Source organism: Enterobacter sp. BNK-8 (genome assembly GCF_048685095.1).
In the GTDB taxonomy this organism is placed as follows: domain Bacteria; phylum Pseudomonadota; class Gammaproteobacteria; order Enterobacterales; family Enterobacteriaceae; genus Enterobacter; species Enterobacter quasiroggenkampii.
This window is the reverse complement of the sequence record NZ_JBLQTN010000001.1, coordinates 3,423,692-3,436,020: the sequence shown is the minus strand read 5'-3', so window position 1 is coordinate 3,436,020 and position 12,329 is coordinate 3,423,692. Positions and strand designations below refer to the sequence as shown.

Below are 12,329 nucleotides of genomic sequence, written 5' to 3'. Positions count from 1 at the left end.
AGTTTTAGTTTAACTTGTACTGAGGAAAATCTAATGTCCAAAATCGTTAAAGTCATCGGTCGTGAAATCATCGACTCCCGTGGTAACCCGACCGTTGAAGCCGAAGTTCACCTGGAAGGTGGTTTCGTTGGTATGGCTGCTGCTCCATCAGGTGCTTCTACCGGTTCCCGCGAAGCGCTGGAACTGCGCGATGGCGACAAATCTCGCTTCCTGGGTAAAGGCGTACTGAAAGCGGTTGGCGCTGTAAACGGTCCTATTGCTCAGGCAATCATTGGCAAAGACGCCAAAGACCAGGCTGGCATCGACAAGATCATGATCGATCTGGACGGTACTGAAAACAAATCTAACTTCGGTGCGAACGCAATCCTGGCTGTTTCTCTGGCAAACGCCAAAGCGGCTGCGGCTGCGAAAGGTATGCCACTGTTCGAGCACATCGCTGAACTGAACGGCACCCCAGGCAAATACTCCATGCCTGTACCAATGATGAACATCATCAACGGTGGTGAGCACGCAGACAACAACGTTGATATTCAGGAATTCATGATTCAGCCAGTTGGCGCGAAATCCCTGAAAGAAGCGGTACGTATGGGTTCTGAAGTGTTCCACAACCTGGCTAAAGTTCTGAAAGCTAAAGGCATGAACACGGCTGTTGGTGACGAAGGTGGCTATGCGCCAAACCTGGGTTCTAACGCAGAAGCACTGGCTGTTATCGCAGAAGCAGTAAAAGCTGCAGGCTACGAGCTGGGCAAAGACATCACCCTGGCGATGGACTGTGCAGCATCTGAATTCTACAAAGACGGTAAATACGTTCTGGCTGGCGAAGGCAACAAAGCGTTCACCTCCGAAGAGTTCACTCACTTCCTGGAAGACCTGACCAAACAGTACCCAATCGTGTCTATCGAAGACGGTCTGGACGAGTCTGACTGGGCTGGCTTCGCATACCAGACTAAAGTACTGGGCGACAAAATCCAGCTGGTGGGTGACGACCTGTTCGTAACCAACACCAAGATCCTGAAAGAAGGCATCGAGAAAGGCATCGTTAACTCCATCCTGATCAAATTCAACCAGATCGGTTCTCTGACCGAAACGCTGGCTGCGATCAAAATGGCGAAAGACGCTGGCTACACCGCGGTTATCTCTCACCGTTCTGGCGAAACTGAAGACGCTACCATTGCCGACCTGGCTGTGGGTACCGCTGCAGGCCAGATCAAAACTGGTTCTATGAGCCGTTCTGACCGTGTTGCTAAATACAACCAGCTGATTCGTATCGAAGAAGCGCTGGGCGAAAAAGCACCATACAACGGTCGTAAAGAGATCAAAGGTCAGGCATAATTGCCTACGCCTTAAAATGAAAATGCCAGTCGAATGACTGGCATTTTTTTTGGGCTATTTAAAATCGACCGCCATTTGCTCCGGGATCGTCAGCCCCTGGGTGGTTTGCACGCAGCGGGCGATATAATCCGTAAACCGGGGTGGCTTCGGCATCCCCATGCTCAGCAGCTTATCGTTGCTGAAGCGCACGTTAAGCGTGGCAAACGCACCGTATAACCGCATGGCTTTTAGCATCAGACGTTCGTTGCACGGGCCAAAAATCGTTTTCAACTCGCGGCGCATTCTGACCAGCGTTTCGTAGCTAACCTGCGCATATTTATCCCCGACGGGGGCTTTCTCCAGCGCCTGCGCCATCGCCTGATCGATATCCGCAAAGCGAACGCTATTCTCTTCACCGGCAGAAATGTGTACCACTTCCCCCGGACGCGCGTTGCTGTTCAGCAGCATTAACAGCGCGTCGGCGCAATAATCCACCGGAACAACGTCGATCCTGTCTTCCATGGAGCACATAAACTTCTGCAGCATCAGGCCCATGCTAAAGACCCAGAAAATGCTGCTCGACGGCGTGCAGCCGTGGCGGGTATGGCCGACAACGATGGACGGACGGGCGATGAGCAGCGGCAGGTTCGGACACTTCTGGCGCATCAGCTGTTCGATGGTTGACTTCGAATAAGTGTATTCCACCAGGTGTTCAGCATTCTCTCTGAATTCGGCGCTTTCGGCGACCAGGGAATCCTGCTCCGGCGTGCATGACATTGCCGTACCCACGTGGAGGAAACGCTGCAGTCCTGAGACTTGCTCCATACGGCGCGCCAGCGCCAGCGTCCCTTCAACGTTGACCTTCCAGATGAGCGGGTTGTTACCAAATGAGGCGACAGCCGCACAGTTCACGACATGCGTGACCCGATCCAGACGGGGATCGTTCAGGAAGTCTTCAGGCTGGCTGAGGTCGCCAATCAGGATATTATCCACATTCAGAGAGGCCAGTTTGTCCTCAGGAACGTTGAACTTGCGCATGTTCTCCAGCACGCGCTCCAGCCCGCTCTGCGGATCGCTGGCACGCGCGAGCAAAAGCAGTTTTACGGGTTGATCGCTGGTGAGTATTTTTTCCAGTACTGCACCGCCCAGAAATCCGGTCACGCCTGTAATCAATAACATCTTCATTAATACCGTCTCATTATGATTGATGAGGCGGATTGTAGGCGGGCAAAAGTAAACGGCATTTAAATAATAAAACGCCGAAATCAATGGCGTCTTAAGCTTATTTTAAGGAAAGAAAATCAGGTGGAGATATTGGACATTACAGGTTGGGTAAAAATTCAATTTATTAAAATTAATATTTTAATCTGTTGATTTTAGTGTTTTTTATGACTTGGCCACCAGGTGGTTAGCTTAATTCAAAATGTAATAAATATAATACTTTGTTACACCAAACATTTACCGGATAAATGATTTAACCCCCCCTTAACGTAAATCAGACGACACAAGACGCAGGCTGTTTTATTTAGCCTGCGAATGATTTTCAGAGCAAAAGGGGAAGCGTGGCGCTGGCTGTTTGCTGGCTAACGTCGCCGTAATGACCATCCAGCGCAATCAGGGACGTAGTCAGCAGCTCGACCAGCAGCATGACCCCAACCTTAGCATTGAGCGCGCCCGCGCTAAGCGGCCCCTCTGGCTTGGCGGCCACCAGCTGCATGTCGCTCAGGGACGCCAGCGGGCTGCGGGGCGTATTGCTGAGAGCCAGTACCTTAACGCCACGTTTGCGGGCAAGCTTCACCACGTGGAGTAAATCCCGCGTTGAACCCGAGCTGGAGATAGCCACCACCAGGGTCTCTTTTGAAAGCGTTGTCGCATTCATGGCCGCGCGGTGCATATCGCTAAACAGCTGTGCGGGTTTCCCCAGACGCAACAGCTTGTAATGGAGATACTCCCCGAGGATCGCGCTGGCCGCAACGCCATAAATCTGCACCGACTGCGCCTGATGCAGCGCCAGCGCGGCTTTTTCAAGCAGCGCGCGGTCAAGAAGCCTGGCGGTATCCTGCAATGCCTGCACCGACTCATCCACCACGTTATCAATCTCATCCCCCGCCTGACGCGCGGGCTGACCCTGCTGAATATCCAGCGCAAGCGCCATTTTAAATTCGTTATAGCCCTTGCAGCCCAGCGTCCGGCAAAGACGCGTGACGCTGGCCTCGCTGGTGTGGCTCTCGCGCGCCAGCTCGGTGATCGTCAGGTAGAGCACCCGGGCTGGATCGCTGAGGACAAACTCACCGAGTTTTTGTTGTGTTGGGCTGTACCCGGAAGCCTCCTGGCGTAGCTTCAGCAGCAGGTTTTCATGGTCTGACATGCTCGATCCTTAATGCGTTTCTCTGCGACTAGTGTGGCGGAAAGCGGGGGAAAGATGCCAGTCATTTTGAAAAAGTATGATCGTCGTCCTGGTTTTTGGTGATAATTTTCACTATTAAATATTTATATGGTAAAAATTTTCATCGCTTAATAAGGGGATGAAAAAATGATGCAAATATTCAGTGGGGCTTCTTCAGGAGGATGGTTTGAAAAAGCGCAGCGCTTTGGCAAATCCTTTATGTTGCCGATTGCCGTGTTGCCTGCGGCGGGTCTGCTGCTGGGGATAGGCGGCGCGCTATCGAATCCCAACACGCTGGCAGCCTATCCGTTTTTAGACGTGAGCTGGCTGCAGGCCATTTTCACCATCATGAGCAGCGCAGGCTCCATCGTGTTTGCGAACCTCTCGGTGTTGTTTGCCGTTGGGGTGGCCGTCGGGCTGGCAAAAAGCGATAAGGGCACGGCGGGTCTGGCGGCGTTACTCGCGTTTCTGGTGATGAATGCCACCATCAACGCGCTGCTGATCCTCACCGGCAAACTGGCGCATGAGAACCCGGGGGCCGTGGGGCAGGGCATGACGCTGGGTATTCAGACGCTGGAAACCGGCGTGTTTGGCGGCGTGGTGATTGGGCTGGTGACCTGCGCGCTCCATCATCGGTTTAATAAAATTGCGCTTCCGCAGTTCCTGGGCTTTTTTGGCGGCTCGCGCTTTGTTCCTATTATCAGTTCGCTGGCGGCGATACTCGTCGGTGCGCTCATGACCGTGGTCTGGCCGCATTTCCAGAAGCTGATTTTTGGTCTGGGCGGGCTGGTGGATGCGACCGGCTATCTGGGCACCCTGCTGTACGGCTTTATTCTCCGCATGCTGGGCCCGTTCGGTCTGCACCACATCTTCTATCTGCCTTTCTGGACCACCGCGCTTGGCGGGAGTGAAATCGTCAACGGACACCTCGTGGAAGGCACGCAGCGGATCTTCTTCGCTCAACTGGCTGACCCGAACACGCAACATTTCTATGAGGGCACGTCACGCTTCATGTCCGGGCGTTTTATCACGATGATGTTTGGCCTGCTCGGGGCGTGCCTGGCGATGTACCACACGGCAAAACCCGAGAACAAAAAACGCGTTGCCGGACTGCTGCTTTCTGCGGCGTTAACCTCGTTCCTGACGGGGATCACCGAGCCTATCGAATTCTCGTTCCTGTTTATTGCGCCGGTACTCTACGTCATCCATGCGCTGTTTGACGGGCTGGCATTCATGCTCGCGCACATGCTGCATATCACCATCGGGCAAACCTTCTCCGGCGGTTTCATCGACTTCGTGCTGTTCGGCATTTTGCAGGGAGAGGCCAAAACCAACTGGATGTTCGTTCCGCTGGTCGGCGTACCGTGGTTCTTCCTTTACTACTTTACCTTCCGCTATCTGATTAACCGCTTTGATTTCGCGACGCCGGGTCGGGAAAAGGAGGCGATGGCTGACGAAGTCAGTCTGCCGCAAAACGAACGCGCTGCTGCGGTGATCGCCGGATTAGGCGGAAAAGACAATCTGGACGAGGTGGACTGCTGCGCCACGCGTCTTCGCGTCACGGTTAAAGACGGCAGCAAAGTGAATGACGCGGCGCTGAAAGCCACCGGGGCGCGCGGCGTTATCGTGCGCGGCAACGGCGTTCAGGTCATCTATGGCCCGCACGTCACGATTATCAAAAACGAAGTGGAAGAGATCTTATCGTAATGAAAACTGTACTGGATACCCTGAAGGGAAAACTGGTCGTCTCCTGTCAGGCGCTGGAAAATGAACCGCTGCACAGCCCGTTTATTATGTCGAGAATGGCGCTGGCGGCGGCACAGGGCGGGGCCGCGGCTATTCGCGCCAACAGCGTGGCGGATATTGAGGCCATAAAGCAGCAGGTGTCTTTGCCGGTCATCGGCATCATCAAACGGGATTATCCTGAAAGTGAGGTGTTTATCACCGCGACAATGAAAGAGGTGGATGAGCTCATGAGCGTCTCGCCGGACATCATTGCGCTTGATGCGACGGCGCGGGAACGTCCCGGCGGAGAATCCCTGGAAACGCTGGTCTCGCGCATCCGCTCACGCTATCCCGCGGTGCTGCTGATGGCGGATATCTCCTCCGTGGAGGAAGCCGTGACGGCGCAGGCGCTGGGCTTCGACTGCGTCGGCACCACGCTTTACGGCTACACGGCGGAAACCGCGGGCCATGTATTGCCTGACAACGACTGCGCGTTCCTGAAAGCGGTGCTGGCGGCCGTGACGGTGCCCGTGGTTGCCGAAGGCAACGTGGATACGCCTGAACGTGCGGCCAGGTGTCTGGCGCTGGGCGCGCATACGGTGGTGGTCGGCGGCGCGATCACCCGTCCACAGCAAATCACGGAACGGTTTATGGCGGCGATTGGCGCGTAAAGCACCGATGGAGCATGACCATCCGGCGGGGATCTGCGATACTTATCGTTTATCCCCTTTACTGAGATGACTATGCAGTACCCGATTAACGAGATGTTCCAGACCCTGCAAGGCGAGGGTTACTTTACCGGCGTTCCCGCTATTTTCATTCGTTTACAGGGATGCCCGGTTGGCTGTGCCTGGTGTGACACCAAACATACGTGGGATAAGCTCGCAGATCGGGAAGTGTCGCTGTTTAGCATTCTGGCGAAAACCAAAGAGAGCGATAAGTGGGGCGCGGGCAGTGCCGAAGATCTGCTGGCCATTATTGGCCGTCAGGGCTGGACGGCCCGTCACGTCGTGATCACCGGCGGTGAACCCTGCATCCACGATCTGACCCCGCTGACCGAGCTGCTCGAAAAGAACGGCTACAGCTGCCAGATCGAAACCAGCGGCACCCATGAAGTGCGTTGCTCGCACACCACCTGGGTGACGGTATCGCCAAAAGTGAATATGCGCGGCGGGTACGACGTGCTGTCTCAGGCGCTGGAGCGCGCGGATGAGATTAAGCACCCGGTAGGGCGCGTGCGTGATATCGAAGCGCTGGATGAACTGCTGGCCACCCTGACGGATGAAAAGCAGCGGGTGATTGCCCTGCAGCCTATCAGCCAGAAAGACGATGCAACGCGCCTGTGCATTGAAACCTGTATTGCGCGCAACTGGCGCCTGTCGATGCAGACGCACAAATATCTGAATATTGCCTGACCCTTTCGTGGCCCCGCCTATCGTGGGGCCCGACCTGAAGGGAGTAACGCCCAGGTCACTCCCACCGAAGCGAGACACATCGCGCTGTTAAAAAGAAGCGCATACTGTGCGGCGCTGGCCATGCCCAGCGGCAGCAGCAGCGCATAGAGCGACGCGGTAACCGCGATCCCCATCGCTCCCCCCAGCGAACTGCCCATTTTGTACACCCCAGAGGCTACCCCGACTTTGTTTTCTGGCGCGTTCATCACCGCCGTATCCGTTGACGGCGTAGCGTAACATCCCAGCCCCAGCCCAAATAAAATGTTACTGAGAAAGACGGTGATGATGTAGATCTCCTTGCTTAAAAACGTGCAGGAGATAAGCGTGATGCCCGTTGCGGTCATCAGCGGCCCGGTCATCATCGGCAGGCGCGCGCCGTAGCGCTGAAGCAGCTTTTCCCCCACCCGGATCATCGCCAGCACGGTAATCAGATACCCCAACGTCATCATGCCGGTTTGCAGTGGTGACAGACGGTGGCCTTGTTGCAGCCAGATGCTGGCAATCATCATGGTACCAATGCAGCCGTTGAGCAAAAAGTTAGAGAATACCGAGGCGCTGTAGGCTCGGTTTTTAAACAGGGCAAAATCAATCAGCGCCGCATCACCCTTGCGTCGCCCGTTGAGCACAAAGCAGGCCGCTGCCAGCGCGGCGCTACCCAGCACCAGCAATGACAGGCCGCTGCTCCAGCCCCAACCGTGTCCTTTGCTGATAAACAGATTCAGCAGCACCAGCATAAGGACAAAACTCACCAGGCCGCTAGTATCCAGCTTATGGCGACGTGCGCTGTCGCTTCGGCTTTCCGGGGTACCGCGAATCAGCAGGAGTGCTACCGCCGCCACTAGCATGGAAAAAATAAAGATCCAGCGCCAGCCGAGCGTGGTGGCGATGGCACCGCCGACAAATGAGCTCAGGCCGCTGCCGCCCCATGAGCCGATGACCCAAAAGCTGATTGCCCGCTGGCGAGCGTTGCCTTGATACCAGGTTTTAATCAGCGCCAGCGTGGCGGGCATGATGCAGGCCGCTGACAGACCTTGTATCGCTCTCCCCAGCAAAAACAGAACGGGCTCCCACGATACGAAGAGTAAGGCACTGCCGATGATGCTCAGCATCAGGCCAATGTACGTCATGCGCACGCGGCCAAACTTATCGGCAAATCCCCCGCAGGCAACGACAAAACAGCCGCTGAATAGCGCACTGAGGCTGACCGCCAGCGTAAGGGTTTCAAGAGAGATTGCGAGGCTGTTTTTCATTGCCGGCACAACGTTAATCACAGACTGCGCAAATAACCAGAATGTCAGGACGCTCATCACAATACCGGCCAGCAGCCGATCGTTACCTGCGTAGGACGTTGTGTCTGTCAGTGGAACGGTACTCATCGTGCAGCCCTCAGATTGGCGCGAATCAGCGCAGATAGTGTTCGGTTAACGCAGTCCAGAGCGCCGCCCCGGTCAGCAGGAGCTTGTCGTTAAAGTCGTAGCCTGGGTTATGCACCATACAGCGGTCCGGCTCATCTCCCGCACCGAGGGTGAAGTAACAGCCGTTGGGGTTTTTCTCGAGCATGAATGCAAAATCTTCGCTTCCCATAAAGGCATTCACCGACGTGACGGCATCCTTACCGAACAGGTCTGTCGCGACCGTGCGCACCATGTCATTGGCCTGCGGGCTATTGCGCAGCACCGGGCTGCCATTCACGTGACGAATCGTGGCCGTGGCGTTGAAGCTCTCAGCCTGCGCCACGGCAATGTCGTGGATCCGCTGCAGGACGGTTTGACGCACCGCTTCATCCAGCGTGCGCACGGTCAGCTTCATTAATACCTTATCGTTGATAATATTCGGGGCATGTCCCGCCTGGATGCTGCCCACGGTCACGACGACCGGCTGGAATGGGGTGATATTCCTCGACACAATCGACTGCAGGGCGAGGGTGATGTGACAGGCAACCAGCGTAGCATCAACGGTGTGTTCCGGAACGGCGCCGTGTCCCCCTACGCCGTTCACTTCAATATGTATGGTGTCAGAGGAGGCCATCATGGCGCCATCGCGCAGGCCAATTTTCCCAAGCGGCTGGGAGGGCATATTATGCAGGCCAAAAATATGGTCGCAGGGGAATTGTTCAAACAGGCCGTCTTCAACCATGACGCGCCCGCCATACAGCAGCTCTTCGGCTGGCTGAAAAATCAGATGCAGCGTGCCGCTAAAGTTGCGGGTACGGGCCAGATACTCTGCGGCATAAAGCAGGGTAGTGGTGTGCCCATCGTGTCCGCAGCCGTGAAATTTACCTTCAACCGTGCTGCTCCACGCTTTGCCGCTATTTTCCTGCATCGGCAGTGCGTCCATGTCGGCGCGCAGGCCCAGACGTTTGCTGCCGTTGCCCACCTTCAGGGTGCCGACCACGCCGGTTTTGGCCATTCCCCGATGGACCTCATAGCCCCATTGCTTCAGGAGTGCCGCGACGCGGTCGCTGGTTTTATGCTCCTCGAAGCCGATTTCGGGATGCTGGTGAAACTCGCGTCGTAATTCAGTGAACTGAGCCTCGGAGCCTCGCAGCGCGTCAACAATTGGATGTGTCATTTTTGTTATCCTTTTCCTGCCAAATGGTGTTAGTTTCGAGTTTATGTCGATCGCATTGCCGGAAAACGCCCTTTTTTGTTGTGAATCGACGCCTTTTTTCTGATTGTTTTTCATACGATTCAGTTATGACAAAAAAGAGGATGTCATTATTTGTCCTGGCAGGAGCAGCAAATGAAGCAGCGTAAAAGTGAGTTTGCGGTAACCGTTGAGGACATCCGACGCTATGCGCAGGATGAAGGTGATTCGCTGACGATACTCTGGGTGCTGGAGGGTGAGGGGGAGTTGCACGCCGACGCTGGGCCAGAAACGATGCAGACAAACGGTCTTGCGATAATAAACCGCCATCAGCGCTGGCGGTTCAGCAGCCGGAGCGCTAACGTCACCCTGCGTGTCACCCTCTCCGGGGGCTGGGTCATCCAGCTGTACGAAGACTTTTTTGCCCATGACTATGCGATTCCGGCGGAGCCCGGCGCGAGCTTGCCGCAGTGCGACGCGCTTCGGCACCTGCTGCGCCAGCTTCTGGTGGTGACGCTGGTGAACGATCCGCGCCGCTATCGGCTGGAGGCGAATCGCTGGCTGAGCGAGATCCTGTTGCTGCTAACCGGTCGATTTCAGCAGCCCACCCGCCAGAAACCCCGGCACCAGCACGCGAACGTAAGCAAGCGCATCGCCCGTGTCCTGGAGCGGATCGACGCAAGCTACACCCGCCGCATTACGCTGGCCGAAATCGCAGAGAGTGAGTTCGTCTCAGAAGCGTGGCTCTCCCGTCTCTTTCGAAAAGAGACGGGAGTCAGTTTTATGCAGTACATCACCGCCCTGCGGCTGGAAAAAGCGGCTGACGCCCTGCGTCTCACCAGCCGTCCTCTGCATCAGATTGCGCTGGAGCACGGGTTTGCCAGCACGCGCATAATGACCGATCGCTTCCGGCGGTATCACAACATGTCTCCGGGCGAGTTTCGCAAGGCTGGGCGCCATCGCCCAGAGGCGTCCCGCCTGCGGGCGAGCGCGGACGAGCAGCGCTTTCCCGTTGCGGTGGATACGCTTTTCGGCCTGCTTAACGGCGCTGAGGCGCACGGCTGGGAACCCCCTCCGCTCGCCCACGCGCCGCGTCAGGAGCGGATCCTGAATCTGGCGCAGCTTCACCCGATCTCGGCTTCGCTGCGCCGCACGCGGCTTGTCGTGACCCTGCGTGAGCTCGACGATTTGCTGCGGGAGGATGTTCGCCAGCATCTGGAGGCGCTTCATGAAGCGATCCCCATTGAGGGTATTGATATCGCGGAACCTTTTCTCAGCAGCCGTCTGTTCGCCACGGGGTGGGACGATCCCGAGATGGCCGGCTACGCCTGCTGGTACAATCTGCAGCAGATGTTCAGCTGGGTGGCCAAAAAGGGCTGGACAGTGCTGCTGCACACGGGCGTCACCACCCGATGCGATCTGCTGACGCGTTTTTTGCAGCTATCGATTAACCGTTTTTCGCCCGACGTCACCGCAGGCTGGCACGCGGTGATGCACTGGTCTTCTCAGGCCAACGCGGAAACGCAGGAGCACGCCTGGCACACGCAGCGAGCGGTGCTCAAGTCGTACCTTCCGCAGGCGAAGTTTGGCGTATGGCATCGTTTCTTACCCACGGGAACCGGGCCTGGCGGTGACGCGCTGTTCCAGTCAGCTATCCTGAACCAGGCTGATTTCCTCGCGTGCCCGGCCGATGCCAATGAGCTGCTCGATCTGGCGCAGCTGGATCCCGCGCATCTTTCCTCGTCTGAAAATTACCCTGTGCTAAAGGTCCGCCAGATCCTCGCCGCCCTTCGCCAGCGGCAGCGGACGCTGCCGGTATGGTTACTCTCATGGAATACCCTTACCGGCAACACGCGGGCGACCAACGGCTGGTTTTTCCGCGGCGCGCTGCTGATGCAAAACCTGCTCGGGCTTTCAGAACAGGTTTGGCTGGCGGGCTTCTGGCTAAATTCTGGTTTACAGGGGGAAGCGAGGGCGAACAACACCCTCGATACATCGAGCCTTGCGCTTCAATATAATCACGGCCTTCCACGGCCCATCTATTGGGTACTCTGGCTGTGGCAGCGTCTGCGGGGAGAGGTGCTCGTTAACGACAAGAGCGTGCTACTGCTGCGTCATGAAGGTGGCTACCAACTGCTGCTGCGCAACGTGGTGGTATTCAATCCGCTGTTGTCGAGTGAAGAGGCCTTTATCCAGCGTTTTCAGCACAACCACCACCTGCAGCTGCAGGGGGAGCGCGGCAGATGGCGCATCAAGCGCCATCTGTTCGATCGCCATAACGGCGCGCTTTACCCGCTGCTGGAAGGCGTTCGAAGCGAAAGCGGGCCTGACGAAGAGATGTGGAACTGGATTGCACATAAAGCGCGTCCAACGCTTTCCGTACACGATGAACGGCTTTATGACGGCTGGCAAATCACGGAGTCGCTGGAAAGTAACGCGCTCGTTCTTTATGAACTCACGCCGTTAAACGCCTGCGAGGATGAGGACGATCACTCCCCGTGATAGATGCAGCCCGCGGTGCAGGTCTCTTTGATCATCACCGCGCTCAGCAGCGGTACCCGCGGTTTCATCTGATCCCAAATCCATTTTGCCAGCACTTCGCTGGTCGGGTTTTCAAGGCCCGGGATCTCATTCAGGTAGTAGTGATCCAGACGATCGTAGGTCGGCTTAAACGCCGCCTTCAGCTCGGCAAAATCCATGATCCAACCGGTATGCGGATCAACTTCACCGGTGATCTCAAGACGCACCATGAACGAATGCCCGTGCAGACGGCCACATTTATGCCCTTCAGGGACATGCGGAAGGTGGTGGGCGGCTTCGAAGGTGAAATCTTTAAACAGTGTGGTGGACATGATCGCTCTCAGTAA

At 56.3% G+C, this 12,329-nt stretch carries 10 protein-coding genes; 5 read left to right on the top strand and 5 right to left on the bottom strand.

Features of this window, described 5'->3' with window-relative positions; translation table 11 throughout:
- The first annotated feature begins 33 nt into the window (after window positions 1–33).
- On the top strand, window positions 34–1,332 hold the full coding sequence (eno, locus tag ACMGGU_RS16560) for a phosphopyruvate hydratase (protein WP_024909267.1): 1,299 nt from the start codon (window positions 34–36) through the stop codon (window positions 1,330–1,332).
- Window positions 1,333–1,386: 54 nt separating this feature from the next.
- On the opposite strand, the gene ACMGGU_RS16555 is transcribed toward eno, so the two are convergent.
- On the bottom strand, window positions 1,387–2,496 hold the full coding sequence (locus ACMGGU_RS16555; RefSeq protein ID WP_262797171.1) for an SDR family oxidoreductase: 1,110 nt from the start codon (window positions 2,494–2,496) through the stop codon (window positions 1,387–1,389).
- 358 nt (window positions 2,497–2,854) lie between these two features.
- On the bottom strand, window positions 2,855–3,679 hold the full coding sequence (locus ACMGGU_RS16550; protein ID WP_032675434.1) for a MurR/RpiR family transcriptional regulator: 825 nt from the start codon (window positions 3,677–3,679) through the stop codon (window positions 2,855–2,857).
- A gap of 165 nt (window positions 3,680–3,844) precedes the next feature.
- Between ACMGGU_RS16550 and ACMGGU_RS16545 the strand changes: the two genes are divergently transcribed.
- The 3 genes from ACMGGU_RS16545 to queE all read left to right on the top strand — a co-directional run bounded on the left by ACMGGU_RS16545 (window position 3,845) and on the right by queE (window position 6,837).
- Window positions 3,845–5,404, top strand: coding sequence for a PTS transporter subunit EIIC (locus ACMGGU_RS16545; RefSeq protein ID WP_063436634.1), 1,560 nt, complete (start codon window positions 3,845–3,847; stop codon window positions 5,402–5,404).
- The gene (locus ACMGGU_RS16540; RefSeq protein WP_395299548.1) at window positions 5,404–6,093 is read left to right on the top strand and encodes an N-acetylmannosamine-6-phosphate 2-epimerase; all 690 of its coding nucleotides are present in this window, start codon (window positions 5,404–5,406) and stop codon (window positions 6,091–6,093) included. Before ACMGGU_RS16545 ends, ACMGGU_RS16540 begins: the two co-directional genes overlap by 1 nt.
- Window positions 6,094–6,165: 72 nt before the next feature.
- Window positions 6,166–6,837 (top strand): 7-carboxy-7-deazaguanine synthase QueE, encoded by a 672-nt coding sequence (gene queE / locus ACMGGU_RS16535; RefSeq protein WP_021241905.1) that lies wholly within the window; start codon window positions 6,166–6,168, stop codon window positions 6,835–6,837.
- A gap of 17 nt (window positions 6,838–6,854) precedes the next feature.
- On the opposite strand, the gene ACMGGU_RS16530 is transcribed toward queE, so the two are convergent.
- Complete coding sequence (locus ACMGGU_RS16530; protein ID WP_420300751.1) at window positions 6,855–8,252, bottom strand: MFS transporter; 1,398 nt, start codon at window positions 8,250–8,252, stop codon at window positions 6,855–6,857.
- A gap of 25 nt (window positions 8,253–8,277) precedes the next feature.
- Window positions 8,278–9,447, bottom strand: coding sequence for a M20 aminoacylase family protein (locus tag ACMGGU_RS16525; protein ID WP_420300750.1), 1,170 nt, complete (start codon window positions 9,445–9,447; stop codon window positions 8,278–8,280).
- Window positions 9,448–9,618: 171 nt separating this feature from the next.
- Here ACMGGU_RS16525 and ACMGGU_RS16520 point away from each other — a divergent pair, with 171 nt between their 5' ends.
- Window positions 9,619–11,964, top strand: coding sequence for a helix-turn-helix transcriptional regulator (locus ACMGGU_RS16520; RefSeq protein WP_420300749.1), 2,346 nt, complete (start codon window positions 9,619–9,621; stop codon window positions 11,962–11,964).
- Here ACMGGU_RS16520 and queD read toward each other — a convergent pair.
- Entirely contained in the window at window positions 11,952–12,314 is a 363-nt protein-coding gene (gene queD / locus ACMGGU_RS16515; protein ID WP_420300748.1) for a 6-carboxytetrahydropterin synthase QueD, read from the bottom strand. The genes ACMGGU_RS16520 and queD overlap by 13 nt on opposite strands.
- Between the last annotated feature and the right edge of the window lie 15 nt (window positions 12,315–12,329).